The following is a 26,154-nucleotide window of genomic DNA, read 5'->3' on the forward strand; positions in this document are numbered from 1 at the left end:
TGGGTTTGAAATTCATACCCGCTGCGCGCATAGCTTGCGCATGTTGCAGGAGAACGACATCCGCTCTGCCGTGCGCGCGGTGATCCGCAAGGGGCCGCTGGTGCTGGTGCAGGTCAAACGCGCCGCGTCGGGGCAGGCCTATCTCACGCTTCCGGGGGGGCGGCAGGAGCCGGGCGAGAGCCTCGTGGAATGCCTGCGCCGGGAGTGTCTTGAAGAGATCGGCGTGGTCCCCGAGGTCGGCGCGTTGCTGCATGTGGCGGATGTGGTTCGCGTCGGGCACGGCAAGACCCGGCTGCTTTTGGAGACCCTTTTCGAGTGCTCAGTGCCCGATGACTACGCGCCGCAGCTCGGCGCGCATCCCGACAAGCGGCAGGAGGGGACGATCTGGACCGACCCGGCAGCGCCGGATGCGCTGTTTCTGCCGCGCTACGATCTGACCCTCTTGCAGCCGGATGCGCCGGTCTACCTTGGGAGGCTGCGCTGTGAAGCTCCCTGACGCGGTTGATGAGAACTTTGCGTTCCTGCTGGCCGAGATCGACGGCCAGCTTGCCCGTTTGATTGGCTATTTCGAAGCGCCCGGTCCCGACACGGCGCGGCAGCTTGTCAGCCGCGCCGGCTATGCGCACAACCTCTCGTCGCGGCTGCGCAAGGCCTGTCTTGCGGCGATGAGCCGGGGCAAGCGGAGCCGCACGCGGCAACTGCAGCTTGAGGGCATCGACACCATCGCTCGCAATCTCGATCTGATCTCGCGGCTTGCGCGGCGCGGCGTTCAGCACGCGGAACATGTGCAGCGCCGCAAGACCCTCTGCGCCGACGCCTATCTCAAACCGCTGCGCATGCTGCGCGCCTCGGTGGCCGGAATATCCGAAGCGCTGCAAAGCCGCGACAGCCGTCTGGCGGTGGAGATCGGGGAGGGCAGCGCTGCGCTTGAACGCCTGCGGGCGCGGCTCTTTGCTGACTACACCGCCGAAATGCCCGGTGCCAAACATCCCGAGGACCTGGCGCATGCGCTATTGGCGCTGAACGAGATCTGCCGGGCCGGAGAGGCGCTGCAGGCGATCAGCGAGGCGATCCTGTCGAACAACCTTGGCCAAAACGTCCAGTTCGAGCGCTATTTCACCCTGCGCAGCGTGCTCGCGGGGATTGGCCCCGAGAAGGACGTCGAGCTTCGGCCCCTCGCCGAGACGCGCTCTGGAAGCGCGATCTCCAGCGTGCGGATGCGTGACGGGCAGGGCAAGACGGTCGATGCGGTGTTCAAGGATGGCGACCGCCGGAAGGTCAAGGAAGAGCGGGTCGGGGTGAAAAGCTGGAACTCGGTCTACCCCGGTGTCGCGCCAGAGATCCTCTCTTACGAAAAACGCGGCGGCTCTGCGGCGCTGCTGATCGAGCACCTTGAGGGCGAAACTTTCGAGGATATCGTGCTGGGCGGTTCGGAGGCACGGCTTGCCGAGGCGCAGAAAGCGCTGCATCGGACGGTGCGCGACATTTGGCGGCAGACCCGCAGCGACGAGCCCGCACAGATGAAAGCGATGGAGCAACTGGCCAAGCGGATGCCGGATGTCTACCGCCTGCACCCGCGGTTTGCGCAGCCGGCACATTTTGTGCAGGGCCAGAAGGTCGACAGCCTTGACGGGCTGATCGCCGCCGCGGCGCGGCGGGAGCGCGGCCTGCCAGCGCCCTTCTCGGTCTATATCCACGGCGATTTCAACCTCGACAACATCATCTACGATGCAGACGAGGGGAAGATCCGCCTGATTGACCTGCATCGCTCGCGCTACATGGATTACGTGCAGGACGTGTCGGTCTTCATGGTGTCGAACTACCGGCTGCAGGTGCTCGATCCGGTCGCCCGTGCCCGCATCGCATCGGTCGCCGTGGGGATGCATGAGATGGCCGCCAAATTCGCCAAGCGGCAGAAAGACCCCAGCTTTGAATATCGCCTTGCGCTGGGGCTGGCGCGCTCTTTCGCCAGTTCCACCCGCTTCGTCATGGACCGCGATCACGCCAAGCGCATGATCCTGCGGTCCCGCTACATTCTGGAAGCCGCGCTGGGCGTGCCCGAGGGCAAGGAGCCGCGGTTCAAACTTCCCATGAGGATGCTGTTCAGTGACTAAGAAGATCGCCGTCATCGGCACCCCCGGCAAATGGTCGACCGAGGCACTGGCCGATGCGCTAGAAGCGCGCACCGGCTATCGTCAGGTGATCGACATGGCGCGGGTGACGCTGGACCTCGACGCCGGGACGCTGATCTCGGAGGGCATCGATCTTGCCTCGCTCGACGGGCTGATCCTCAAGAAGGTGGCCGAGACCTACAGCCCCGACGCGCTCGACCGGCTCGAGATGCTGCGCGTGGCCGAGGCGCGCGGCGTGCGCATCTTCAGCCCCGCCGAACGGGTGCTGCGGCTGATGGACCGGCTGGCCTGCACGGTGACGCTTTCGAACGCCGGGGTGCCGATGCCGCCGACCACGATCACCGAAGACCCCGCCGCGGCCCGCGACGCGCTGGAGCGCTACGGTGCCGCGGTGTTCAAGCCGCTCTTCTCGACCAAGGCGCGCGGCATGCTGCTGCTGGAGCACGGGGCACCCGATACCGAGGCGCAGATCGCCGCCTTCAAGTCCGAGAACCCGGTGATGTATATCCAGAAGAAGGCGGATCTGTCGGGGCATGATCTTGGCATGGTGTTCCTCAACGGCGCGTACATCTGCACCTATGCCCGGGTCAGCCAGACCGGCAGCTGGAACACCACGATCCATTCGGGCGGCAAATACGCGCCGTTTGAGCCGGATCCCGAACTGATCGAACTTGGACGCAAGGCGCAGGCGCCCTTTGGGCTCACCTTCACCACGGTCGACATTGCGCTGACCCCGGACGGTCCGATCGTCTTCGAAGTCTCGGCCTTCGGCGGCTATAGCGGCGCGCAAAAAGGCTGTGGCATCGACGCGGCGGCGCTGGTGGCAGAGCATGTGATCGAGGAGGTCTCGGCATGAAGTCCGCGCGCGACGTATTGGACCAGTTCGACCTGACCCCCGCCACCTCGGCACCGCCGTTTCACCTCGCCGTGGGGCCCGTCCGGATCAGCGTGTTCTGCCCGCAAGGGCCCCTGCGCGAGGCCCTCGTCGGCTATTTCGCCCCCGCCCTGAGTGGCCAGCCCGGAGACATCGCGGTGCATCTGCTTGAAGGGCAAGCGCTGGGTGACGAGCCCGCGTGGTCCGATTGGGCGCGCGAGGGGGGCAAGTCCGGGCGCAAGGATGCGATTTTCGATCTGCAGGGAGCGCGGCTGATCCGCAAGGTCCGCAGCGGGGTGACCTTCCTGCAATCCCCGGATCATGCCGTCGCCTTCGGCCCTCTGGCGCAAAACGAAAGCACGGTCATCAATTTCATCAACACGCAGGTGCTGAACGCCTGCCTGCGTGAGGGCTGGCAGCTGTGCCATGCGGCGGCGGTCGCAGGGGGGCGGCGGTCGCTGGCAATCGCGGGGCTGTCGGGGGGCGGCAAATCCACGTCGATCCTGCGGATGATGGATATTGCGGGCACGCGCTTTGTGTCGAACGACCGGGTGCTGGTGCGCGGCGGCGCACCGGCGCGGGCTCTGGGGATTCCCAAGCACCCGCGCATCAACCCCGGCACGATCCTCGGCAACCCGCGCCTGCAGGGCCTGCTCAGCGCCGAACGGCGGGCAGAACTGGCGACGATGCCGATCGCCGAGCTTTGGGACCTTGAAGAGAAATACGATCTCATCATCCCCGAGGTCTATGGACCCGGACGGGTGTGCTATGAGGCGCCGCTCACCGATTTCTGGGTGCTCAACTGGAGCCGGGAGAGCGACGCACCGACGGCGCTGACGCCCGTCGGTCTGGCAGACCGCCCGGACCTTCTGGGCGCGATCATGAAAAGCCCGGGGCCGTTCTATCAGCATTCGGATGGCAGCTTCGAGCCCAATGGCGCCGCGCCGGTGTCCGCGCCCTATTTTGAGGCGCTGCGCGATGTGCGGGTCTTCGAGGTGTCGGGCAGGGTCGATTTCGATGCGCTCGCGGCAGAGGGGCGCGCCTTGCTCGATGCCTGAAGCCAATGCAGAGCCCGCCTATGTCGCGATCTTGCGGCACGGGGCCTATCACCAGCAGCCGGGCGCGCCCTCGGCTCGCCAGCCGCATCCGCTGACCGAGGAGGGGCGTTCGCAAGCGCGCGCTGCGGGTGCCGCGCTGGCCGGGATCATCGCCGAGCGGGGGCTGACGCTCTCGCCGGTGCTCTATGCCTCGCGGCAGCTGCGCGCGTGGCAGACCGCCGAGGAAATTCGCAAGGTGCTGACCGCGCAGGGTCATCAGGCGCTGCGCGTCGCCGAGACCTCCGATCTTGCCGAACGCGGCCTTGGCAGTGCCGCCAATATGACGGTGCCGCAAATCGAGGCGGCGCTGGCCGCCGATCCCCGCTATGCCGCGCCGCCGCCGGGCTGGAAGTCCGACAGCATGTATCGCCTGCCGCTGGAAGGGGCGGAAAGCCTGATGGAGGCCGGGCAGCGCGTCGCGGATCATCTGCGCCGCAGCGCCATGCCGGGCAGGCTGACGATCCACGCCGGTCACGGGGCCTCGTTCCGCCATGCCTGCCACCACCTCGGCCTGCTGGCACAAAAAGAGATCGCCCAACTCTCGATGTTTCACGCAAGGCCGTTACTTCTGTGTCATGATGCCGATGGTAGATGGCGTCATTTGGCTGGCGCGTGGAAGGTCAGGGCTCCGAAAGAGGACCCGATCGACTGAGCCGGCACCGCAGCGAGAGGCCGGACCATGTACAGCAGCCGTCAGACCAGTACCCGTCAGACCAGTATCCATGAGATCAGCGCGTCCTCGCGTCTTTTGCCGCAGGTCTTCGACCCCGAGCGCTGCCTGTCCGACCTGCCGCGCGAGATCGAGCCATGGCCCGGCGCAGGGGCGCAGCCCCAGATCTCTGCCTGCCTCGCCCGCGCGCGGCAACACGGCGGCTGGCGCTGGCCCGAGCGCCCGGTGATCTTCGTGTCCGACCCGCATGCGGATGCCGAGGGGCTGCTGCGCTCGCTGATCGCGGGCGGGGTGATCCGCCGCGAGGGCGGACGGATCGGGCTCACCCGCTTTGGTCAGAGCGCGCGGATCATTCTTGGCGGTGACAGTTTCGACAAGGGCCCGAGCAATCTTGCGCTGCTCGACGCGTTAGGCGCGCTGCGGGGCATCGGGGCGGACCTGCATATCCTTGCCGGGAACCACGATCTGCGCATGCGCATGGCGGTGGATGCGCTGCGCGGGCCGCGCCACGCGCTCAACGAGCATCTTTTCGTGCGGATGGGGCGCAAGATCCTGCCCGCGCTGCGCGAGGTGCTTGAGCGTTTCGTCACCGCCGCCGATCTGGCCGCGATGCCGGATGAGGCGGCCTGCCGCGCCCGGCTCTTGCCCGGCGAGGACTGGGCCGCGCGCTTTGCCAAGGCTGCCCGACCGGAGCTGCGCGCCAAGGTCATCGCCAAGGAGGTCGACAAGCTCACGGAGAAGCTGCGCAAGTTCGACCGCGAACTGGCGCGGGCCGGGCTCAGCCATCGCGAGACGCTGGCGGCGGTGCTGAAGTGCCATGAGGTTTTCTTCAAGCCGGGCGGTGCCTATGCGTGGTTCTACGAGGCGATGGATGTGGTGACCCGTAGCGGCTCGCTGCTGTTCGTGCATGCGGGGCTGTGCGACGATATGTGCGCGCTGCTCGCCAGCGAGGGCGTCGAGGCGGTGAACACGCGCTATCAGGCGGGGGCCGAACGGGCCTCGCTGGGGTTCTACTTTGGCCCGCTGGCGAACCTCGTGCGCACGAAATACCGCGTCACCGACTGCCAGCTGACCGAGCGGGGCGTCACCGCTTTGCACGAGGCGGGCATCCATATGGTGGTGCAGGGCCATGTGAACAGCCACGAAGGCCAGCGCCTGCTGGCCAAGCGCGGGCTGCTGCATCTGGAGGGCGACGTCACGCTGGATCGCGCCTCGCGCCGTCTCGAGGGGCTCGACGGGATCGGCGCCGGGGCGACCTTGATTTTTCCGTCCGGGGATGTGATCGGTCTGAGCAGGGACTATCCGCGCGCCAAACATTTTGCGCCGGACCGGATGATCTGACACGCGGCAGCACGGGGAAAGCTGATGGGCGGCTCGACGAAGCGTTTCACGCATAAATCCTTGCAGGATTCCAAGACGATCAAGACGCTTTTGTCTTCGCTGGCCAAGGGGTTTTCTAAGGGCGAGATGACGCTGGGCGACGAGGAGGACGAGCTTGTCCTGAAGCCCGGCGGGCTGATGAATGTGCGGATCAAGGCGGATCGAGAGGATGGCACATCCACGGTCAGCCTGCGCGTGACATGGTCCGACCCCGCCGAGCCCAACCTCAAAAAGGGCGCGCCCCGCGTCGAAAGCTGAGCTAGGTCATACTTTGGCAGGGCTGCGCGCGCGGCTGTGATGAGGCCGCGCCCGGCGAGGTGGCCTGTGCTTGCCTCCCGGGTTACTCTGCTGCGTTGGCCAGCCCGGCCAGCTTGTCGATCAGCCGGTCGAGGTCGAAGGGCTTTTGCACCACATCCACGTCCGAGGCGGGCAGCTGGTCCCCCAGCGCCACGCCCTCGTCGTAGCCGGTGACGAAGACGACCTTCAGCGTCGGGCGCGCCTGTCTCGCGGCCTGCGCCAGTTGCCGCCCGTTCATTCCCTTGGGCAGGCCGACATCGGTCAGCAGCAGGTCGATCGCCGCCTCAGTGGCCAGCACGTCCAGCGCCTCGGTGCCGGTGCCTGCCTCGAGCACGGTAAACCCGCGGTCGCGCAGGGCGTCGACCACCACCATACGCACGAGGATTTCATCCTCGACCACGAGGATGGTCTTGCCCGAGGCATCAGGCACCGCGCGGCCTTCGGGCGCGGGAGGCTGCGCGTCTTCGGCGGGTGCGAGGCTGCGCGGCAGCAGCAGTGACACGGTGGTGCCCGTGCCTTTCTCTGACCGGATCACCGCCGCGCCGCCGGTCTGCTGCGCAAAGCCATAGACCATCGACAGACCCAGCCCGGTGCCTTCGCCCATGGGTTTGGTAGTGAAGAACGGATCGAAGGCGCGGGCGATCTGGCTTGGGTCCATGCCGGTGCCCGTATCCGTCACCGAAACCTCGACATAGTCGCCCGGCGCGAGGTCGCCTTCCTGCGCCTGATCCGCCTCGCGGGTGCAATTGTCGATGCGGATCGTCAGCTGCCCGCCCTCGGGCATCGCATCGCGGGCATTGATGCAGAGGTTCAGCAGGGCGTTCTCCAACTGGTTCGGATCCACATGGGTGGGCCAGACATCATCAGACGCAACGGTGGAAACCTCGATGTGCGGGCCCATGGTGCGCTGCACCAGTTCCTCCATGCCGCGCGTGAGCTGCACGAGGTCCGTCGGCTTCGGGGCGAGCGATTGCTGCCGCGAGAAGGCCAGAAGGCGCTGCGTGACATGGGCGGCGCGGTCGGTCGCGCTTTTGGCAGCGTCGAGATATTTGGCGAGATCGTCGCTGCGGCCCTCGTCCAGACGCTTGCGCATCATCTCCAGCGACCCCGAGCAGGCCGCCAGCAGGTTGTTGAAATCATGCGCGAGCCCGCCGGTAAGCTGTCCCACCGCTTCCATCTTATGCGCCTGCCGCAGCGCTTCTTCCTTGGCCATCAATTCGTTGGTCTGCTCGGTGACGCGCTGTTCCAGCGTCTCGTTGAGGCGCGAAAGCTCGGCAATGGCACGGTCGCGCTCGGCCTCGACCGCGCGGCGCGCGTCGATGTTCATCAGGACGCCAGAGAAGGTCTTGGGCTTGCCGTCGCGGTCATGTTCGACGCTGCCGTTGGCCTCGATCCAGTGATAGGCGCCGTCGGCCTGCAGCACCCGGAACTGCTGGGCATAGGGGCCACCGGCGGCCAGCGTCTCGTTGATCCGCTGCAGCAGCGTGTCTTTGTCCTCTGGGTGGACATTGGTGACCAGAATATCAAGCGAGAGCGCCGCGCGATCCTGCTCGGGGGCAAGCCCCATGGCCTCTGCAAGTGCTTCATCGACGATGAACGCATTCGCGGGCACGTCCCACACCCAAGTGCCGACGATGGCGCCCGCGGCAAGCGCCAGATTGACCCGCGCTTCGTTTTCCCGCGCCCGCGTCTCGCTCTCGCGGATTTCCGCCTCGGCGCGCTTGCGGTCGGTGACATCGCGAAACAGCACCGCGACTTGGCCAAGGCTTTCCGGCTCCACCCGCCGGGCGGACACTTCGATGAAGCGGCCAATTTCCGAGAACTGGCGCTCGAAGCGGATCGCCTTTCCCGTCGCAAGCACCTCGCCGTAAATCTTCACCCACTCGCGCCCGTCGTTGGGGGCCACATCAAAGACCGTCTTGCCGACGATCCCCTGAATGCCGGTGTGCCGCTCGTAGCCCGAGTTGGCCTCAATGTGCATGTAGTCCGAAAGCGGACCGTCAGGGCCATCGATGAATTGGATGATGCAAAACCCGTCGTCGATGATTTCGAAGAGCGCGCGATAGCCGGCCTCGCGGCGCTCCCTCTCGTTCTGCGCCCTTTGATCATCGGATGCAGGGTCGGAGTTTTCTGCCGGTGAAGGCCGTCTTGCTTTGAAGAGCGAAAAACGCATCACGGCCTCGGGCGATTGCAAAGTGTCACAACTCAGCATGTAGATGCGCGCGCGCCATAGCAAAGCCCTTTCGGGCGAGTGTCACTGTCTTGCACCACTTATGTTGTGGCAGCGCGGTCGGGTGGCTGAGCTACCCCTGTCCCAGCCGTGCCGCCGCCGCGCGTCCGGCCCAAAGGCCGGTGGCAAGGCAGCCGGTCAGCAGATAGCCCCCGGTCGGGGCCTCCCAGTCGAGCATCTCTCCGGCAACGAATGTGCCGGGGCGGTGCTTCAGCATCAGCCCTTCGTCGAGCGCCGTGAAGGGCACGCCGCCCGCCACAGAGATCGCCTCGTCCAGCGGGCGCAGCCCTTCATGCGGCACCGGCAGCGCCTTGAGCAGCGCCGCCAGCGCGGCGGGATCGTCGGGCAGCGGGCGCGCGCATTCCATCAGCAGGGCGCGGGCGGCGGGCGAGAGTTTCACCACCTTGCGCAGATGGTTCGACAGGCTCTGCTTGCCGCGCGGGCGGGCGAGGCGCTTGGCCAGCGTGTCGCGCTCGATGTCGGGGCAGAGATCAACCTCCAACGGCGCGCCTGCGCGCAGCGCCGGCGACAGCGGGTAGAGCCCGCCACCCTCGAGCCCGCGTGCCGAGATCACCGCCTCGCCGCGTGACCGCTGCGTGCCCGCTCGGAAGGCGAGCCCTTTCAGCGGGGCGCCAAACTGGGCCTTCATATGCTGCGACCATGCCACCACCAACCCGGCGTTGGCCGGCGCAAAGGGCGTGACGGACAGGCCCTCGGTGGCGAAGATCTTGGCCCAGCTGCCGTCCGAGCCGAGCCGGGCCCAGCTTGCGCCGCCAAGCGCCAGCACGGCCACCTCGGGCGTCAGCCGCTGCGGCCCCTCGGGCGTGTCCATCAGCACCGCATCGCCGTCCCAGCCGGTCCAGCGCCAGCGGGTGTGCCGCTCCAGCCCCATGCCATCGAGCCGCGCCAGCCACGCGCGCAGCAGCGGCGAGGCCTTCATGCCATGCGGAAACACCCGCCCGGTGGATCCGGTGAACAGCGTTTGTCCCAGCCCCTCGGCCCAATGCATCACCTCCTCGGGCGGGAAGGCCGAGAGCATCGGCCGCAGATCCGTCGCGGCCTCGCCATAGGCAGAGAGGAAAGCGGCGAAAGGCTCGGCCTTGGTGATGTTCAGCCCGGATTTTCCGGCCATCAGCAGCTTGCGCCCGATCGAAGGTTTCGCCTCGGCCAGCGTCACGCCATGGCCCGCCGACAGAAGCGCCTCGGCGGCCATCAGCCCGGCGGGTCCGCCGCCGATCACCAGCGCGCGGCTCATGTGCGGCGCGCCTTGCGGCTGTGGCCGCTGCGGGCTCTATATGCTGTCATCGTTTGCATGGCTCTGTCTTGCCTCGCCTGCGCGGCGGGCACAAGTTCCCGGCGCTGCGGTGGCGGCTCAGAATTTCGTCGCCCATGTGGGATGCGCGTCGTCGATCACCAGCGCATGGCGGTGGCGGGGACCGTTTTTGAGGTGCGGATGATCGCGCGGCAGGTTCTCATGAGTGTGCTCGACCTCGGTCGGATCGCCCGCGGGCCAGAGCCGCAGCGCAAGCAGCATGCCGACACCGGAAAGCGCGGCGAGAACGATCAGCGCGGGCACCGTGCCGAAGCGTGTCATCAGCCAGCCCGAGAGCGGGTAGGTAAGGAGCCAGCACGCGTGGCTCAGGGCGAATTGCGCGGCAAAGAGCGCCGGGCGGTCTTCGGGATGGGCAGAGCGGCGCAGCAGCCGTCCCGAAGGCGTCAGCACCGCCGAATATCCCAGCCCGATCAGCATCCACGACAGCAGCAGCGCGCCCCAGCTGAGGCCGATGCGCGCGGTCAGCGCGGCCAGAGCCAGCAGCACCGCGACCATCAGCGCGGCACCGCAGAGCATCACCGGGCGGTCCGGCAGGCGATCCAGCAGCCGCGGCAGCAGCAGCGCCGCAAGCATCGAGCCCGCGCCGAAGGCAAACATCGTCCAGCCAAGCGCGCTGGCGGGCAGGCCAAGCTGGCCGCGTACCAGCACCACGGAATTGACCAGCACCATCGCCCCGGCGGCGGAGACAGCGAGGTTCAGCGCCAAGAGACCGCGCAGCCGCGGCGTGGCGAGATAGATGCGGATGCCGCGGGTGGTGCGCGCATAGATGCCGCGTGGGGCGGCGGGCTGCGGGCTCGGCAGCAGCACCGAGACGACCAGAAGCGCCGAACCGAGGAAGCCCGCGACCGTGCCGAAAAACAGCGCGTTGTAGCTCATCACCGACAGCAGCAGCGCGGCGAGGGTGGGGCTGACGATATTCTCCAGATCATAGGCGAGGCGCGAGAGCGACAGCGCGCGGGTGTAGCGCGCCTCGTCGGGCAGCACGTCGGGGATGGTCGCCTGAAAGGTCGGGGTGAAACCCGCCGAGGCCGCTTGCAGCACGAAAATCAGCAGATACACCTGCCAGACCTCGGTGACGAAGGGCAGCGCCAGAGCCACCGCCGCGCGCAGCAGGTCGAGCCCGACCAGAAGCGCCCGCCGGTTGACCCGATCGGCGAAGGCTCCGGCGATAGGGGCGATGCCCACATAGGCCACCATCTTGATGGTAAACACCGCGCCCAGCACCATCGCCGCGTTCTCGCCCGCAAGGTCGAAGGCGAGCAGCCCCAGCGCCACGGTGGCCAGACCGGTGCCGAGCAGGGCGACGATCTGCGCTAGGAAAAGGTGCCGGTAGGCGCGGTCGGAAAGGATCTCGAGCATGGGGCCTCGGGGGCAGGCTGGGCTTATATGGCCCGAGCCTAACCGCGCCATGCGCGTTGGCCAAACCCGAAGGCTTGGGCACCCCTCGAAATTCTGTCCCTGCAGATCAGTCCTGCGCCTCAATCCTGAGCGACATCGATCCGTGCCTCTTCCGACGCGGTGGCGGCGGGCGCAGGGGTCGGGGCTGCCGCGTTCTGATGCACCCGGATTCGCCACAGGTGATAGCAGGTCCGGTGCAGCCAGCGCAGCGCATCAAGCTGGTGCAGCGCGTCTTCATCGGTGATCCGCCCGGTCACCGCCGCATCGACGATCCGGTCGCGCGGGCGCTTGCGCTGATCGCGTGCCAGTTGCCGCAGCCGGTCCAGCGCGGCTTCGGCGGCGATCGGATCCTCGGGCCGCGCCTGACAGGCGGCGCCGCGCGCGACGAGGCCGCTTAGACGCCGCAGCCGGTGCGTGCTGGCCAGCGCCGCGACACGCTCGGCCTGCTCGCAGCGGTGCAGCAGCCGGAACAGGTGGTCGATGGCGTGAAAGGCGCTGCCGATGATCGCCGCTTGCGCGCGATCCGCCTCGGTCAGACGGATGCGGTCGAGATAGGCGCGCAGTTCGGTCAACCCGGCGCGCAACTCGCCCGGCTCATAGGTCGGCGCATCCTGTGGCGGTGTGCCCCCAAGCCGCTGGCCCAGCAGATCGCAGGTGGCGGTGTTCAGCCTGCCCAAACACTCCCGCGCCAACACCGTGGCGACCCGCGGCTCGCTCACCAGCGCCGGGTCGAGCTCTGCGGTGAGCGGGGTGCCGCGCTCGGGAATCAGCCATTCGATCAGCCGTGCAAAGGGCCGGGCGAGGGGCAGCACGAGGATCACGCCCAAACCGTTGAACAGCGTGTGGAAGCCGACAAGCGCGATCTGCCCACTGCCCTCGGCGATCCACGGCGCGACAAGAGAGGCGAAAGGGCCGAGCAGCACAAGGGCCATGATCCCGGTCAGCAGGTTGTAGATCACATGCGCTGATCCGGTGCGCCGGGTCATCGTGCCGCCGCCGACGGTGGCCAGCAGCGCGGTGAAGGTCGTGCCGACGTCCATGCCGATCACCAGCGCGGCGGCCTGCGGGAAGTTGATCGCCCCGGCGCCAAGCGCCGCAAGCGCGGTGGCCACACCGGCGCTGGAGGATTGCGTGACCAGCGTGATCAGCAGCCCGATGCCCACAAGCTGTAACCGGCCCCAGAAGCTGTCATCGGGGAAATCCGACGGGGTGACGACGCCCTCGAAGGCTTCGAGCCCGTCCTTGAGATGATCGATGCCGATGAACAGCAGCCCAAAGCCCGCCAGCGCCTGTCCGAGCGCCGCAAGCCGCGGACGGCCCGACAAATGCAGCACCGCACCAAGGAAGATCACCGGCAACACCGCTTCGCCGAGGTCGAGCTTGAAGCCGAGCGTGGCGACCATCCAGCCGGTGAGCGTGGTGCCGATATTGGCGCCGAAGATGATACCCAGCGCTTGCGGGAAGGTCAGGATCCCGGCGGCGACAAAGCCGACGGCGGTCACCGTCGTGGCGCTGGAGGATTGTACCACCGCTGTGGTCAGCGCGCCGGTCACCGCGCCGCTGAGTGGGGTGCGGGTGAACCGGGCGAGAATCTCGCGCATCTGCCGTCCGGCAAGGCCCTTGAGCCCACCGGTGAGCATCAGCATCCCCACGAGGAAAATGCCGACGCCGCCCAGAGCAGAGAGAATGTTCCACACCATGGATCAGCCATAGCACCAAGGCGGCAATCGCGCGACGGCGCTCGGCGTCGCAGCCGCGCGTCGGCGCGGCGGGCTGGCGGATATGTCTTCGGGGAGAGCGGCGCCTATCCCACCGGCTAGGTCGCTATCCGCCGGGTGCCGCCGCCCATCCCTGCGCGGATCCTGCGCCGGGTGGGGTGGGCTGATAGAACAGTTTCACCGGCCCGCGACACCTACGGACCGGCCCGAGATTTCACGAAGGAGAGTGAAAATGGTCAAAGGTCTTCTGAAGCTGGCTGGTTACCGGGTCGAGTATGTCTGTGACTGGGGCGTCTACGAGCGCCGCTACGGCGATCTGGAATACCACATGAACTACCCGGTCCACCCCGAGATGCGGATCGCCCCGCCTTGGGCTGAAAAGCGGATCGTGCGCAAAGGCTGAAATCCGGCCTTTCAAATCCGTCCTGTCAGATGTCTGGGCCCTGCCGTGGTCGTCCCTTTGCGGATGCGCCGGGCAGGGCCCTTCTTTTTGCGGGATGCCGCGCCGCTGTCAGGGCTGGCTCTGCGCCAGATCGAGCATGGCCGCGCGGAAGGCGGCGCTGATCTCGTCGCGGCGTAAGTGGCGGCCCTGCGCCACGCGCTTCTCGCCGCGGGCCCAGACGCAATCCACCGTGATGCCATCGGCAAAGACCCAGTGATCCAGCAGTTGCTCGCGCGGCACATGCGGCGCGGCGCTGGTGTCGAGCGAGACCAGATCGCCGGGCGCGCCAGTGCCGATGCCAGCCGGACAGCCAAGCGCCGCGGCGCCGCCGTTCAGCGCGCCCTCGAAAAGCTGCCGCCCGGTGGAGCCGCCGGGGCGGGCCACAACGTTGCGCGCGCGCAGCCCGAGGCGCTGGGAATATTCGAGGCTGCGCAGTTCCTCGGTGAGCGAGATGCGGATGTTGGAATCGGAGCCCACACCAAAGCGGCCACCGGCCCCGAGATAACCGGGGGCGTCGAAGATGCCGTCGCCCAGATTGGCCTCGGTGATCGGGCAAAGACCGGCGATGGCGCCGCGCGTAGCTGCGCCGCGTGTCTCGTCGGCGGTCATATGCGTGGCGTGGATCAGGCACCAGCGCGCGTCTACGGGGGCATTCTCGAGCAGCCATTCCACCGGGCGCGCGCCGGACCATGCGAGGCAATCCTCCACTTCCTTGACCTGTTCGGCCACATGGATGTGGATCGGCCCGCCCTGCGCAAGCGGCAGCAGCTCGGCGAGATCCTCCGGCGTCGCGGCGCGCAGGCTGTGCGGCGCGATCCCGAGAACGCTGCCGGGAAGATCGCCGAGGATGCCTCGGCAGGCCTCATGCAGACGGGCGAAACGGTCGGGCTCGTTGATGAAGCGGCGCTGGCCTTCATTGGGCGCGGTGCCGCCAAAGCCCGAGCGGGCATAGAACACCGGCAACAGGGTCAGCCCCAGCCCGGTCGCGCGGCTGGCTTCGGAGATGCGCGCGGCCATCTCGCCGATCTCGGCATAGGGCGCGCCATTCTTGTCGTGGTGCAGATAGTGGAACTCGCCGACGCGGGTGAACCCCGCCTCCAGCATTTCCATGTAAAGCTGCGCCGCCACCGCCTGAACGTGCTCGGGCGTCATCGACAGGGCAAAGCGGTACATGGTCTCGCGCCAGCTCCAAAAGCTGTCGTCGCCGGGGCCGCGCAGCTCTGCAAGGCCCGCCATAGCACGTTGGAAGGCGTGGCTGTGCAGGTTCCCGGTGCCCGGCAGAAGGTACGCGTGACGCTCGTCTCCGGCGCTCGGCGGCGTGGCGGTCTCCACGGCGGTGATCTCGCCATCCTGCAGGGTGAGCCGGACATCCTTTGCCCAGCCATCGGGAAGAAGTGCGTGGTCCGCGTGGAGCGTCGTTTTTGCCATGGTTGCCTGCCTCACCTGTCAGAGCCCGGGCGCCGCGTGCCCGCGATGGGGACACGGCTTGTCCGTCTGTTTTTTATGTATATACAATATGGGGGCAGGGGAAGCGGAAAGATCGAGCCGCAGGGGCTCAACGCCGCTTCTTCGCCGGGCGAGGTCAGATGATGAGCGACGCGATCCACAGGCGGGCAGAGCGGCACTTTGCGCCGTGGAAGAACGGCGGCGGCGAGACCGCAGAGATCATCTGCGTCCCGCAGGGCGCGGGGTTCGATGATTTCGCGTGGCGCATCAGCACCGCGAAGGTCGAAGGCTCCGGGCCATTTTCGGCCTTTGCGGGCGTGTCGCGCAATCTGACGGTGCTGGAGGGCGGCGCGATGAGCCTCACAGTCGGGTCCGGCGCGCCGGTGCGTCTCGATACGGCGAGTGGCCCCTTTGCCTTCAGCGGCGAAACGCCCTGCACGGCAGAGCTTCACGGGGCCGGGCTACTTGATCTCAATGTGATGGTGCGGGCGCCTTATCGCTGTGCGGTCCTTCGCGAGGGAGAGGCGCTGCCCGATGCGGCTGCGCCGTGCGCCAGTTATCTCTTTGCGCTTCGGGACCTGCCGGAGATGGGGCTGCAGAAGCACGACCTGCGCGATCTGGGAGAAGGCGTGCCGACCGGGATGGCTGAGGTTCCCGCAGGCGCGCTGCTGATCGTGATCGGCGAGGACTCGGACGGGTAAAAGCGCGCGTTCGAGCGGCGATCCAAGGTGGGTCGCGGCGGGATGAGGGAGCTGCGGAGGCCTGATTTCCGCGGCGAGCTTTATTCTTGCAATGCACGTTTTCCGCGCAAGCGCGGCATTCATGGCGTGTGGTTTGCGCATCTTTGCGCCTCATCGAAGTAATTTTCTGAAAATTTGGAACCGCCTCTCAAATTAATATTGCCGGGTGCATCGGGCCCGGTCTAAGCAGAGAGCCATCCGATCGGGGACGACCCCGATCCACGGCCGCAACGGCGCGGCATTTCCGTCAAGAGCCCTTCGAGGGCAGGCAGCAAAGGCGCTGCATCTTCGCTCCGACACATGTCGGTTCGTGGGTTAACGCAAGCTGCCAACCTTCCGTTTTCCCTGACAGAAATCGCCGCGGCCCGGGGTCTCCCGTTCCGCTTCCTGCTGAAACCGGAGTCCCCTCATGTCCAAACAGCGCCTCGTCATCATCGGCAACGGCATGGCCCCCGGCCGCCTTCTGGAGCACCTCTTCGAGGCCGCCCCCGATGCCTATGACGTCACCATCTTCAACGCCGAGCCGCGGGTGAACTACGACCGCATCATGCTCTCGCCGGTGCTCTCGGGCGAGAAGACCTTTGAAGACATCATCATCCACGGCGACGCTTGGTACGAAGGCCATGGCATCACGTTGCACCGCGGCGAGAAGGTCACCGGCATCGACCGCGAGGCGCGCATCGTGACCGGCGCGAGCGGCATCACCGCCGCCTACGACAAGCTGGTGATCGCCACGGGCTCGTCGCCCTTCATCATCCCGGTGCCCGGCCACACGCTGCCCGGCGTGCTGGCGTACCGCGATCTCGACGACGTGGATGGAATGCTGCGGGCGGCCGATAGGGGCGGCCGGGCCGTGGTGATCGGCGGCGGCCTTCTTGGTCTCGAGGCCGCCGCCGGTCTGAAATCGCGCGGCATGGAGGTGACCGTGCTGCACCTCATGCCGACCCTGATGGAGCGCCAGCTCGATCCCGCCGCGGGCTACCTGCTGCAGAAAGAACTGGAGAGCCGCGGCATCGAAGTGCGCTGCGGCGCCAACACCAAGGCGATCCTCGGCGAGCGCGAGGTCGAAGGTGTCGAGCTGGAAGACGGCACGATCATCGACGCCTCGCTGGTGGTTATGGCCGTGGGCATCCGGCCTTCGGTGGATCTGGCCCGCGAGGCGGGGCTTGAGGTGGGGCGCGGCATCCAGACGGATTCCGCCATGCGCACCTCGGACCCGGACATCTTCAGCGTCGGCGAATGCGCCGAGGTGGATGGCCGCGTCTACGGTCTGGTCGCGCCGCTCTACCAGATGGCGAAGGTCGCCGCCGAGCACCTTTCCGGCGTCTCCGAGGCCGCGTTCACCCATGCCGAGACACCCACCAAGCTCAAGGTCACCGGCATCAACCTCTATTCGGTCGGGGATTTCGGCGACGGGCCGGACCGCGAGGATGTGGTGCTGCGTGACGCCGCCCGCGGCAGCTACCGCCGGGTGATCTTGCAGGACAATCGCGTGATCGGAGCCGTGCTCTACGGCGATGTGGCCGATGGCATGTGGTACAACGAGCTGCTGAAGTCCGGCGAGGATGTGTCAAAGATGCGCGACACGCTGATCTTCGGACAGGCGCATCAGGGTGGCGGCGTCGCGGCCGACCCGCTGGCCGCCGTCGCCAATCTTTCGGACGACGCGGAAATCTGCGGCTGCAACGGCATTTGCAAAGGCAAGATCGTACAGGCAATCAATGAAAAGGGGCTGACGTCGCTCGCAGAAGTGCGCGCCCACACCAAGGCCAGCGCTTCCTGCGGCACCTGCACGGGGCTGGTGGAGTCGGTCATGGCGCTGACCCTTGGCGACGGGTTCGCCAAGAAGGCCGAGGGCATGTGCGGGTGCACCGATCTTGGCCATGGCGAGGTGCGCCGCCTGATCAAGGCGCAGGGGCTCAAGAGCATCCCTGCCGTGATGCAGGAACTGGAGTGGAAGAGCTCGCACGGCTGCGCCAAATGCCGCCCCGCGCTGAACTACTACCTGCTCAGCGACTGGCCGGGTGAGTATACAGACGATCAGCAGAGCCGCTTCATCAACGAGCGCGTGCACGCGAATATCCAGAAAGACGGCACCTATTCCGTCGTGCCGCGCATGTGGGGCGGGATGACCTCCTCGGATGAGCTGCGCGCCATCGCAGATGTGGTCGACAAGTTTGCCATCCCCGACGTGAAGGTGACCGGCGGCCAGCGCATCGACCTGCTGGGGGTGAAGAAGGAAGACCTTCCCGCGGTCTGGGCCGATCTCAACGCCGCCGGGCTGGTCTCGGGCCACGCCTATGCCAAGGGGCTGCGCACGGTAAAGACCTGCGTCGGCAGCACGTGGTGCCGCTTTGGCACGCAGGACAGCACCGGGCTCGGCATCAAGCTCGAAAAGTTCCTCTGGGGCTCGTGGACGCCCGCCAAGGTGAAGCTGGCCGTGACTGGCTGTCCGCGCAACTGCGCCGAGGCAACCTGCAAGGACATCGGCGTGATCTGTGTCGAGAGCGGCTACGAGATCGTCTACGGCGGCGCCGCGGGCCTGCACATCCAAGGCACGACCAAGCTTGGCACCGTGGCCACCGAGGAGGAGGTGATCGAGATCGCCGCCGCCATGACCCAGATGTACCGCGAGCAGGGTTTTTACCTCGAGCGGATTTACAAATGGGCGGATCGCGTCGGCTACGACACTGTGAAGGCCGCGATCCTCGACGATCTGGAGAGCCGCCGCGCCTATTACGAGCGCTTCGTGCTGAGCCAGAAATTCTCGCAGTCCGATCCGTGGTCCGAGCGCGTCTCGGGCGTCGACAAGCACGAGTTCAAACCGCTCGCCGTCTTCGCTGAGGACCTCGCCCCCGCAACCGCCAAAGTGGAGCCTGCAGAATGAACGCCCTCACGCGCGACACCAACGCATGGCGCCTGATCGGCTCCATCGACGACATCCCCAGCCAAGGCGCGCGCTGCGTCAAAAGCGGGGAGACCACGATTGCCGTCTTCCGCACCGCGGATGACCGCGTCTTCGCTCTCGAAGACAAATGCCCGCACAAGAACGGGCCGCTCAGTCAGGGGATCGTGCATGACGGCTGCGTCACATGCCCCCTGCACAACTGGGTGATCTCGCTGGAGACCGGTGCCGCCACAGGCGCCGACGAAGGCCGCACCGCCTCCTTCCCCGTCCGTCTGGATGGGCGGGACATCTACCTGAACCTCGAACCGAACCTCCAACTGGGCGCCTGACTTCCGGCCCCGAACCCTTCTCAGCAAAGGACACAGAAAATGTCGTATATCGCTCCCAAGGAATTCGCGGCCAAGATGGTCGACGCCGGCGAATCCAAAATCTTCATGTCCACCAAGGACACACTCATCCGCGCCTATATGGCCGGTGCCATCCTTGCGCTTGCCGCCGCCTTTGCGGTGACCATCGCGGTCAACACCGGCAACTTCCTCGTTGCCTCGCTGCTCTTCCCGGTCGGCTTCTGCATGCTCTACCTGATGGGCTTCGACCTGCTGACCGGCGTTTTCACCCTCGCGCCGCTGGCGGTGATCGCCAAGCGTCCAGGCTGCACCTGGAAAGGTGTTTTCCGCAACTGGGGTCTGGTGTTCTGCGGCAACTTCGCGGGCGCCATGACCACCGCGATCCTGATGGCCATCGTCTTCACCACCGGCTTCTCGACCGAGCCCAACGCCGTGGGCCAGAAGATCGGCTCGATCGGTGAGGCCCGGACGCTTGGCTATGCCGCAGCTGGCGGCGCAGGCCTGCTGACCGTCTTTACCCGCGCCGTGCTGTGCAACTGGATGGTCTCGACCGGCGTGGTCGCGGCGATGATGTCCTCCTCCACGGGCGGCAAGATCATGGCCATGTGGATGCCGATCCTCGTGTTCTTCTACCTCGGCTTCGAGCATTCGATCGTCAACATGTTCCTTTTCCCCTCGGGCATCATGCTGGGCGGTGAGTTCACCTGGTTCGACTACCTCGCCTACAACGAGATTCCGGTGGTTCTGGGCAACCTTGTCGGCGGTCTGACCTTTGTTGGCGGCATGATCTACGCCACCCACTTCCGTGAATCGCCGAAGCGCAACGCGGGCCGCAACGACGACACCGCAGGCGTTCCCGCCGAATAAGATTGACCTCCCCCTTGGGCCCCGCCTGCGTGCGGGGCCTCTTTTTCATTTGTCCCTTTGACCGGACATCCACCATGCCCCGAGACACAGCCGACGCCATGACCGCCGCCACCGGATTGCGCCTCTCGCTTGGCCAGCACGCCGCACAAGGCGCAAAGCCGCAGATGCAGGACTTTCACGGCGCACTGCTGCCCGAAGGGATGCAACTGGCGCTCAAAGGCGCGGTGGTGGCGCTGGCCGACGGCATTTCCACCAGTCGCTTTTCCCGCGCGGCCGCCGAGATGGCGGTGGGCGCGATGCTGACCGATTATTACGACACGCCCGAAAGCTGGACGGTGCAGACCTCTGCCAGCCGGGTGATCTCTGCCACGAACGCATGGCTGCACGGCCAGTCGCGCGCCGTGGCGCCGGGCGATCCCGACCGCGGCTATGTGTGCACCTTCTCGGCTATGGTGCTGAAGGGCCGTAGCGCGCATCTGTTTCACATCGGCGACAGCCGCATTGCGCGCCTCTCGGGCGATAGCCTCGAGCCGCTCACCGAAGACCACCGCAGCGGCGAGATGCTGGCGCGGGCCATGGGCGTCGGCCCAGAGCTGCGCATCGACCACCGCCGAGTGCCGCTGCAGGTGGGGGATGTCTTCGTGCTGACCACCGACGGTGTGCATGAGCATGTCACCGGACGCGACCTGCGCGCGCTGCTGGACCGGAGCGAGGATCTCGACGCGGTGGCCGAGGAACTGGTGGCGCATGCGCTACGCCGGGGCAGCTCTGACAATCTCACCGCGCAGATCCTGCGCGTCGACGCGCTGCCCGAGCCCGGCAGCGCCGCGCTGGGCGACGAGGCCGCGCGCCTGCCGGTGCCGCCGCTGCCGAAGCCGGGCCAAGAGATCGACGGGTTTCGCATCCTGCGCGCGCTCCACCACTCTGCGCGCAGCCATGTGTTCCTCGCCGCCGCGCCAGACGGTGCGCGGGTGGCGCTGAAAATTCCCGCCGCCGAGATCGCTGAAGACCCAGAGGCGCGGCGGCGCTTCCTGCTGGAGGACTGGGTGGCGCGCCGCATCCACAGCCCTCATGTGCTGCGCGCCGCGCCCTTGCCGGGGCCGCGCAGCGCGCTTTACGGGGTCACCGACTATGTCGAGGGTGTCACCCTGCGCCAATGGATGACCGACCACCCGAAGCCATCGCTCGACGAGGTGCGCGGCATCTTGCAGCAGGTGGCGGACGGGCTGCGCGCCATGCACCGCCGCGAGATGATCCATCAGGATATCCGGCCCGAGAACCTGCTGATCGACGCTGACGGCACGCTGCGGATCATCGATTTCGGCTCGGTCGCCGTGGCCGGTGTGGAAGAGGCGACGCCGGGCCTCATGGGCGAGATGCCCGGAACCTACCAATACACCGCGCCCGAGTATCTTTCGGGGGATGTGGTGAGCTGGCGGTCCGACATGTATGCGCTGGCGGTGATCGGCTATGAGATGCTGACCGGGCTTTTTCCCTACGGCTCTCAGGTGGCACGCATCGCCTCGCGCCGGGACCAGATGCGTCTCGCCTACCGCTCGGCCTGCGACGAGACGAGCGGCGTGCCCGGCTGGGTGGATGCCGCGCTGGAGCGCGCTTTGCATCCCGATCCGCTGCGCCGTCCCGATGCGCTTTCGGAATTCCTTGCCGATCTGCGCCGTCCCGCGCCGGGCTGGCAGGCCGCGCATCGTCGCCCGCTTGCGGCGCGCAATCCCGTCCGTTTCTGGCAGGCCGTCTCCGCGATCCTTGCGGCGCTCTGCCTTATCCTCGCCGCACAATTGGGCGGCTGACCCTCACCCTCGAAAGGAGCAATGCCATGAAAGACGCACTCATCCCGCAGGATCTGACCAAGGACGATGTCGCCGCGCTGATCCTCGCCGCCAAGAAACGCGCCGGTCTGAGCTGGGAGGGGATCGCCAAGGAAATCGGCATGTCGCCGGTCTGGACCCATTCCGCCTGTGTCGGCATGAACGCGATGCCGCCCGCGAAGGCCAAGGCCTTGGTGGCGCTGCTGGACCTGCCCGCCGACGCCGAAGAGGTGCTGATCGAAAGCCCGACCAAGGTCTGGAGCCAGACCGTGCCGACCGATCCTTGCATCTACCGGCTCTATGAGATCGTCGGCGTCTATGGCCCGACCATCAAGGCGCTGATCCACGAAGAGTTTGGCGACGGCATCATGTCGGCCATCGACTTTGACATGGAGGTGACGCGCGTGCCGCATGAAAAGGGCGACCGGGTGAAGATCGAGATGTCCGGCAAATACCTCGGCTACAACGCTTGGTAAGCGCGGGCATCCGCCCCCCTACCTGCAATGACGGCGACCGGGGCGCGGCGCGCTGCCGGTCCCTTTCCAATCGCGCGTCCTTTCGGACTGCCTGAAAATCGCAAAGGCATGCGCCCTATCTTTCGATTTTCGTGAAGAGTTCCTTCGAGCGCCGACGGATTGTGCGGCTTTCCCCTGCGGCATATTGCTGCATTGCGCCGCGCCTCCACCGGGCCGGACGGGGATCTTCTTTGTTTCCCAGAGGTTTCTCTGATGCTGCCCGGTGTGCGCCCGCATTCCAGTAAGGGAGTATCACCATGCCGAACCTGTTTCCCCCGCGCAGTCCGAGCGGAGGGCGCACCCCCCATCGCGGAAGCGCCCCCAGCGTGCCGAGTGGACACAGACTTCGCAGGCGTGAGTTCCTCCTGACATCGGCGCTGGCCGGTCTGGCAGCGGCCTCGGGCGCGACCTTCGGTGCGGGGCGCGTGCTGGCCGCAAGCAGCGGCGTCGAGGGCTTCGGCGCGATCAGTGCCTTCGTCACCCGTCAGGACAGCCTGAACCCCGCCCTGGTCGAACGGGCCTATGCGCAGCTGACAGAGCTTGACCCCGACTTCGGCGCGAAGCTCGAGGCGCTGGACACCGCGCTGACCGAAAGCGGCAGCGAGACGGTGGACGCATTCCTCGCCACCGGGCCCGCGCAGGACCTGCGTGATACGATGACCACGATCACCGCGGTCTGGTATCTTGGCTACACCGGCACACCGGACCCGTCGCAGGAAAGCGACGACGCGCGCTTCGTCACCTATCGCGATGCGCTGATGTGGGGTCCGACCTCCGACGCGACACCGATCCCCACCTATTCGCAGCACAAGATGAACTATTGGGCCGAGCCTCCGGCGAGTGTCGCCGACGACTGACGCGGGCGGTTCGCCCGGTCTCCTCCGCCCCTTTTTCACCGAACTGGATTCCCAGATATGGCACAAGACTACGACGCCGATGTCATCGTCATCGGCTCCGGCACCGTCGGCAGCAACGCCGCCTACGAGCTGGCAAAGCAAGGCAAATCCGTCATCATCCTCGAGGCCGGCGTGCGTATCCCGCGCTGGAAGCTGATCGAGAGCTTTCGCAAATCGCCGCGCCGTCAGGACTATAACGGCCCGTACCCCGATCAGCCTTGGGCGCATACGTCCTCGTCGCATGGCTACGTCGAGAACGACGGCGACTACGAGATGGTCGCCAACTTCCTCAAACTGGTGGGCGGTTCGACATGGCACTGGGGCGGGGCGACATGGCGCTTCATTCCCAGCGATTTCAAGATGAAGTCGCTCTACGGCGTCTCGCGCGACTGGCCGATCGAATACGAAGACCTCGAGCCGTGGTACGACAAGGCCGAATATGAGATCGGCGTCGCGGGCAATCTGCAGGAAGATCAGTCTGGCATCCGCTCCGGAGAGACATGGCCGCCGCGCTCGCGCGAGTTCCCGATGCCGGCGCAAAAGAACAGCTACATGCTCGACACATTTGCCGCGGCCATCGCGCCCAAGGGCTATGAGATCGTCGCCGAGCCTTCGGCGATGATGAGCGGCAACTACCGGGGCCGTCCGGGCTGTGTGGGCAACAACAATTGCGCGCCGGTCTGCCCGATCGGGGCCAACTATAGCGGCGTCTTCCACGCCGACCTTGCGGTCGAGGCAGGCTGCAAGCTGATCACCGACGCCACGGTCGACAAGATCGAGAAGGGGCCGGACGGCAAGATCGCCTCGGTGCACTACAAATCCTCGGACGGCTCGGAAGCGCGGCTGTCGGCCAAGGCCTTCGTTCTGGCGGCGCATGGCTATGAAAGCCCCAAGCTGATGATCATGTCGGATGTCGGCAATTCCAACGACATGGTCGGGCGTTACCTGATGCCGCACCTCGGGCTTGGCGTGGACTTCTTTTCGAAAGATGCGGTCTGGCCGGGGCGTGGGCCGATCCAGCAGGGCGCCATCTTCAGCCACCGCGATGGCGAGAGCCGCTCGCGCCACTCGGGGATGAAACATGCGGTGAACAACTTCGTGCCGAATGAGAACATCACCAAGCGGCTTCTGGGGCAGGGGGTTCTGGGCTCGGAGCTTGACGAGCGCATCCGCCACGACAGCGCGCGCTACATGAGCCTCTACTCGATGTTCGAGACGCTGCCCGACCCGGCCAACCGGGTGCAGCCGGGGGACAAGACGGACGCGTTTGGCAATCCCAACATCCGCCTGACTTTCAACGTCGACGACTACTGCCGCGGCGCGATCGATCCCTGCATCGCCGATTTCACCAACTTCGTCGAGGCGATGGATGGCGAGACGCTGAACATGTCGCGCGATCTGGCCAACCACGACCACATCATGGGCACGACGATCATGGGCGACGATCCCTCGGACTCGGTGGTCGACAAGGACTGCCGCAGCTGGGAGCACGAGAACCTCTTCGTCGTGGGCACCGGCAACCTGCCGTCCTCTTCGGTGGTGAACCCGACGCTGACCGCGGTGGCCTTGGGCATCCGCGCCGCAGATACCATCGCGCGGGAGGTGTGATCATGGGATATGTCAGAACCGCCGCTCTTGCCGCGCTCGCGCTGCCCGGTCTCTTTGCTTCCGGCGCCATGGCGGCGCAGGATGACACCGGCCAGCTCTCGCGCGGGGCCTATTTGGCAACGGCAGCCGACTGCGCCGCCTGCCACACCAACCCCAACGGCGGCGCGCCCTTCGCGGGGGGCTATGCAATCGCCTCGCCCATGGGCAACATCGTCGCGACCAACATCACGCCTTCCAAGGAATTTGGAATCGGCAGTTGGAGCGAGGGGGAATTCGCCCGCGCGATCCGCGAGGGGGTGACCCCGAACGGCACGCATCTCTACCCGGCGATGCCCTATCCCTCGTATGCCAAGCTGACCGATGAAGACGTCTCGGCGATCTACGACTACCTGATGACCGAGGTGGACCCGGTGGATGCAGGTCTGACCGAGAAGACCGAGTTGCCTTTCCCCTTCAATGTGCGGGCGCTGATGGCGGGCTGGAACCTGCTGTTCACCGACGCGCCCGGCTGGACGCCGCCCGAAGGGCTTGATGCCAGTGAAGAGCGCGGCGCCTATTTGGTGCAGGCGTTGGAGCATTGCAGCACCTGCCACACGCCGCGCGGGCCGCTGATGAACTCGCAGCAGAGCGCCTTCCTTGGCGGTGCCTCGCTGGGCAGCTGGCGGGCACCGAACATCACGCCCGATGCGCAGACAGGCATCGGCGATTGGTCCAAGGACGAGATCGTCACCTATCTGCGCAACGGTCATGCGCCGGGGCGCGCATCGGCGGCCGGGCCGATGGCCGAAGCGGTGGAATACTCGCTGAGCCATCTCGAGGAAGACGACCTTGGAGCCATTGCCGCCTATCTGAAAACGGTGCCTGCGGTCAGCACGCCCGAGGATGGTGTGGCCCCGGATGCGCAGGTCCAGAAGATCGCGCTCACCAGCTACGAGACCACCGATTGGACCGGCAAGCCCGACGATCTTGCTCGTCATGACACGACCGAGGGTGCGGCGCTCTACAACGGCGCCTGCGCGGCCTGTCACGGGGTGGATGGCAAGGGTGCCGGCGACGGCCATTTCCCCGATCTGACCACGGCGGCTTCGGTCACCGGGCAGGACCCGTCGAACCTGGTGATGACCATCGCCGAAGGTATCAGCCGCCATGACGCGAACGGCTACACGGTGATGCCGGCCTTTGCAGACGACCTCGACAATGCGCAGATCGCGGGGCTGACGAACTATGTCGCAGCCAATTTCGGCAGGCGCGAGCCGGGGCTCGACGCGGATGGCGTGGCGCAAATTCGGGCCGGGGGCAGCGCGCCTTGGCTCATTCAGAATGCGGCGTGGCTGACATGGGTGGGCATCGCTGCGGCGCTGATCATCCTGCTTGCCATCATCGCATTGATCTGGCGCCGCAAGGCCCAGCCCGCAGGCTGAGCGGGTCCT

General features: G+C 66.5%; 22 protein-coding genes. 17 read left to right on the forward strand and 5 right to left on the reverse strand.

Going from position 1 to position 26,154, the window contains the following annotated elements:
* The first annotated feature begins 40 nt into the window (after positions 1–40).
* Genes ACXAD2_RS25015 through ACXAD2_RS25045 form a run of 7 tightly spaced genes read left to right on the forward strand, consistent with a single transcriptional unit; the run spans position 41 to position 6,411 of the window.
* Entirely contained in the window at positions 41–496 is a 456-nt protein-coding gene (locus ACXAD2_RS25015; protein ID WP_475176607.1) for an NUDIX domain-containing protein, read from the forward strand.
* A complete protein-coding gene (locus ACXAD2_RS25020; RefSeq protein WP_475176612.1) occupies positions 483–2,114 on the forward strand; it encodes an aminoglycoside phosphotransferase family protein in 1,632 nt (543 codons plus the stop codon). The genes ACXAD2_RS25015 and ACXAD2_RS25020 overlap by 14 nt, the downstream gene beginning before the upstream one ends.
* Positions 2,107–2,988 carry a GAK system ATP-grasp enzyme gene (locus tag ACXAD2_RS25025; RefSeq protein ID WP_475176615.1) on the forward strand — a complete coding sequence of 294 codons (882 nt, stop codon included), beginning with the start codon at positions 2,107–2,109 and terminating at the stop codon, positions 2,986–2,988. The genes ACXAD2_RS25020 and ACXAD2_RS25025 overlap by 8 nt, the downstream gene beginning before the upstream one ends.
* The gene (locus ACXAD2_RS25030) at positions 2,985–4,064 is read left to right on the forward strand and encodes an HprK-related kinase B (protein ID WP_475176617.1); all 1,080 of its coding nucleotides are present in this window, start codon (positions 2,985–2,987) and stop codon (positions 4,062–4,064) included. The genes ACXAD2_RS25025 and ACXAD2_RS25030 overlap by 4 nt, the downstream gene beginning before the upstream one ends.
* A complete protein-coding gene (locus tag ACXAD2_RS25035) occupies positions 4,057–4,755 on the forward strand; it encodes a histidine phosphatase family protein (RefSeq protein WP_475176619.1) in 699 nt (232 codons plus the stop codon). Before ACXAD2_RS25030 ends, ACXAD2_RS25035 begins: the two co-directional genes overlap by 8 nt.
* A 27-nt stretch (positions 4,756–4,782) precedes the next feature.
* The gene (locus tag ACXAD2_RS25040) at positions 4,783–6,114 is read left to right on the forward strand and encodes a metallophosphoesterase (protein WP_475176622.1); all 1,332 of its coding nucleotides are present in this window, start codon (positions 4,783–4,785) and stop codon (positions 6,112–6,114) included.
* Between the two features lie 24 nt (positions 6,115–6,138).
* Positions 6,139–6,411, forward strand: a complete 273-nt coding sequence (locus tag ACXAD2_RS25045) for an amphi-Trp domain-containing protein (protein WP_475176625.1) — start codon at positions 6,139–6,141, stop codon at positions 6,409–6,411.
* Positions 6,412–6,493: 82 nt separating this feature from the next.
* Here ACXAD2_RS25045 and ACXAD2_RS25050 read toward each other — a convergent pair whose 3' ends face one another.
* The 4 genes from ACXAD2_RS25050 to ACXAD2_RS25065 all read right to left on the reverse strand — a co-directional run bounded on the left by ACXAD2_RS25050 (position 6,494) and on the right by ACXAD2_RS25065 (position 13,111).
* On the reverse strand, positions 6,494–8,623 hold the full coding sequence (locus ACXAD2_RS25050; RefSeq protein WP_475176630.1) for an ATP-binding protein: 2,130 nt from the start codon (positions 8,621–8,623) through the stop codon (positions 6,494–6,496).
* Positions 8,624–8,753: 130 nt separating this feature from the next.
* Positions 8,754–9,935 (reverse strand): TIGR03862 family flavoprotein, encoded by a 1,182-nt coding sequence (locus ACXAD2_RS25055; RefSeq protein WP_475176634.1) that lies wholly within the window; start codon positions 9,933–9,935, stop codon positions 8,754–8,756.
* 117 nt (positions 9,936–10,052) lie between these two features.
* The gene (locus tag ACXAD2_RS25060) at positions 10,053–11,372 is read right to left on the reverse strand and encodes an MFS transporter (protein WP_475176637.1); all 1,320 of its coding nucleotides are present in this window, start codon (positions 11,370–11,372) and stop codon (positions 10,053–10,055) included.
* 119 nt (positions 11,373–11,491) lie between these two features.
* Positions 11,492–13,111 carry a Na/Pi cotransporter family protein gene (locus tag ACXAD2_RS25065; RefSeq protein WP_475176639.1) on the reverse strand — a complete coding sequence of 540 codons (1,620 nt, stop codon included), beginning with the start codon at positions 13,109–13,111 and terminating at the stop codon, positions 11,492–11,494.
* Between the two features lie 250 nt (positions 13,112–13,361).
* Between ACXAD2_RS25065 and ACXAD2_RS25070 the strand changes: the two genes are divergently transcribed.
* Positions 13,362–13,532, forward strand: coding sequence for a hypothetical protein (locus ACXAD2_RS25070; RefSeq protein ID WP_157374271.1), 171 nt, complete (start codon positions 13,362–13,364; stop codon positions 13,530–13,532).
* A gap of 108 nt (positions 13,533–13,640) precedes the next feature.
* Here ACXAD2_RS25070 and ACXAD2_RS25075 read toward each other — a convergent pair whose 3' ends face one another.
* Complete coding sequence (locus ACXAD2_RS25075; RefSeq protein WP_475176645.1) at positions 13,641–14,999, reverse strand: formimidoylglutamate deiminase; 1,359 nt, start codon at positions 14,997–14,999, stop codon at positions 13,641–13,643.
* 158 nt (positions 15,000–15,157) lie between these two features.
* Here ACXAD2_RS25075 and ACXAD2_RS25080 point away from each other — a divergent pair, with 158 nt between their 5' ends.
* The 9 genes from ACXAD2_RS25080 (at position 15,158) to ACXAD2_RS25120 (ending at position 26,145) form a co-directional block, all read left to right on the forward strand.
* Positions 15,158–15,718 carry a HutD/Ves family protein gene (locus ACXAD2_RS25080; protein WP_475176649.1) on the forward strand — a complete coding sequence of 187 codons (561 nt, stop codon included), beginning with the start codon at positions 15,158–15,160 and terminating at the stop codon, positions 15,716–15,718.
* 448 nt (positions 15,719–16,166) lie between these two features.
* The gene (gene nirB / locus ACXAD2_RS25085) at positions 16,167–18,644 is read left to right on the forward strand and encodes a nitrite reductase large subunit NirB (RefSeq protein ID WP_475176651.1); all 2,478 of its coding nucleotides are present in this window, start codon (positions 16,167–16,169) and stop codon (positions 18,642–18,644) included.
* Complete coding sequence (gene nirD, locus ACXAD2_RS25090; protein WP_475176654.1) at positions 18,641–18,994, forward strand: nitrite reductase small subunit NirD; 354 nt, start codon at positions 18,641–18,643, stop codon at positions 18,992–18,994. Before nirB ends, nirD begins: the two co-directional genes overlap by 4 nt.
* Positions 18,995–19,033: 39 nt before the next feature.
* Positions 19,034–19,879: a formate/nitrite transporter family protein gene (locus tag ACXAD2_RS25095; protein ID WP_475176659.1), complete on the forward strand. Its 846-nt coding sequence runs from the start codon at positions 19,034–19,036 to the stop codon at positions 19,877–19,879.
* A 74-nt stretch (positions 19,880–19,953) separates the two neighbouring features.
* On the forward strand, positions 19,954–21,687 hold the full coding sequence (locus ACXAD2_RS25100) for a bifunctional protein-serine/threonine kinase/phosphatase (RefSeq protein WP_475176663.1): 1,734 nt from the start codon (positions 19,954–19,956) through the stop codon (positions 21,685–21,687).
* A 26-nt stretch (positions 21,688–21,713) separates the two neighbouring features.
* Entirely contained in the window at positions 21,714–22,181 is a 468-nt protein-coding gene (cynS, locus tag ACXAD2_RS25105) for a cyanase (RefSeq protein WP_475176666.1), read from the forward strand.
* A gap of 365 nt (positions 22,182–22,546) precedes the next feature.
* Positions 22,547–23,077, forward strand: a complete 531-nt coding sequence (locus tag ACXAD2_RS25110) for a sugar dehydrogenase complex small subunit (protein ID WP_475176669.1) — start codon at positions 22,547–22,549, stop codon at positions 23,075–23,077.
* Between the two features lie 57 nt (positions 23,078–23,134).
* Positions 23,135–24,724 carry a GMC family oxidoreductase gene (locus ACXAD2_RS25115; RefSeq protein WP_475176670.1) on the forward strand — a complete coding sequence of 530 codons (1,590 nt, stop codon included), beginning with the start codon at positions 23,135–23,137 and terminating at the stop codon, positions 24,722–24,724.
* Between the two features lie 2 nt (positions 24,725–24,726).
* Complete coding sequence (locus ACXAD2_RS25120) at positions 24,727–26,145, forward strand: c-type cytochrome (protein ID WP_475176672.1); 1,419 nt, start codon at positions 24,727–24,729, stop codon at positions 26,143–26,145.
* Positions 26,146–26,154 lie beyond the last annotated feature (9 nt).

The organism is Salipiger sp. ABN3_019 (assembly GCF_056158605.1).

What these genes read in the sequence shown, in the direction of transcription:
- ACXAD2_RS25015 (WP_475176607.1), top strand. Translation starts at nt 41, where the DNA reads ATGTTGCAGGAGAACGACATCCGCTCTGCCGTGCGCGCGGTGATCCGC.
- ACXAD2_RS25030 (WP_475176617.1), top strand. Translation starts at nt 2,985, where the DNA reads ATGAAGTCCGCGCGCGACGTATTGGACCAGTTCGACCTGACCCCCGCC.
- ACXAD2_RS25035 (WP_475176619.1), top strand. Translation starts at nt 4,057, where the DNA reads ATGCCTGAAGCCAATGCAGAGCCCGCCTATGTCGCGATCTTGCGGCAC.
- ACXAD2_RS25040 (WP_475176622.1), top strand. Translation starts at nt 4,783, where the DNA reads ATGTACAGCAGCCGTCAGACCAGTACCCGTCAGACCAGTATCCATGAG.
- ACXAD2_RS25045 (WP_475176625.1), top strand. Translation starts at nt 6,139, where the DNA reads ATGGGCGGCTCGACGAAGCGTTTCACGCATAAATCCTTGCAGGATTCC.
- ACXAD2_RS25050 (WP_475176630.1), bottom strand. Translation starts at nt 8,623, where the DNA reads ATGCGTTTTTCGCTCTTCAAAGCAAGACGGCCTTCACCGGCAGAAAAC.
- ACXAD2_RS25055 (WP_475176634.1), bottom strand. Translation starts at nt 9,935, where the DNA reads ATGAGCCGCGCGCTGGTGATCGGCGGCGGACCCGCCGGGCTGATGGCC.
- ACXAD2_RS25060 (WP_475176637.1), bottom strand. Translation starts at nt 11,372, where the DNA reads ATGCTCGAGATCCTTTCCGACCGCGCCTACCGGCACCTTTTCCTAGCG.
- ACXAD2_RS25065 (WP_475176639.1), bottom strand. Translation starts at nt 13,111, where the DNA reads ATGGTGTGGAACATTCTCTCTGCTCTGGGCGGCGTCGGCATTTTCCTC.
- ACXAD2_RS25070 (WP_157374271.1), top strand. Translation starts at nt 13,362, where the DNA reads ATGGTCAAAGGTCTTCTGAAGCTGGCTGGTTACCGGGTCGAGTATGTC.
- ACXAD2_RS25075 (WP_475176645.1), bottom strand. Translation starts at nt 14,999, where the DNA reads ATGGCAAAAACGACGCTCCACGCGGACCACGCACTTCTTCCCGATGGC.
- ACXAD2_RS25080 (WP_475176649.1), top strand. Translation starts at nt 15,158, where the DNA reads ATGATGAGCGACGCGATCCACAGGCGGGCAGAGCGGCACTTTGCGCCG.
- nirB (WP_475176651.1), top strand. Translation starts at nt 16,167, where the DNA reads ATGTCCAAACAGCGCCTCGTCATCATCGGCAACGGCATGGCCCCCGGC.
- nirD (WP_475176654.1), top strand. Translation starts at nt 18,641, where the DNA reads ATGAACGCCCTCACGCGCGACACCAACGCATGGCGCCTGATCGGCTCC.
- ACXAD2_RS25095 (WP_475176659.1), top strand. Translation starts at nt 19,034, where the DNA reads ATGTCGTATATCGCTCCCAAGGAATTCGCGGCCAAGATGGTCGACGCC.
- ACXAD2_RS25100 (WP_475176663.1), top strand. Translation starts at nt 19,954, where the DNA reads ATGCCCCGAGACACAGCCGACGCCATGACCGCCGCCACCGGATTGCGC.
- cynS (WP_475176666.1), top strand. Translation starts at nt 21,714, where the DNA reads ATGAAAGACGCACTCATCCCGCAGGATCTGACCAAGGACGATGTCGCC.
- ACXAD2_RS25115 (WP_475176670.1), top strand. Translation starts at nt 23,135, where the DNA reads ATGGCACAAGACTACGACGCCGATGTCATCGTCATCGGCTCCGGCACC.
- ACXAD2_RS25120 (WP_475176672.1), top strand. Translation starts at nt 24,727, where the DNA reads ATGGGATATGTCAGAACCGCCGCTCTTGCCGCGCTCGCGCTGCCCGGT.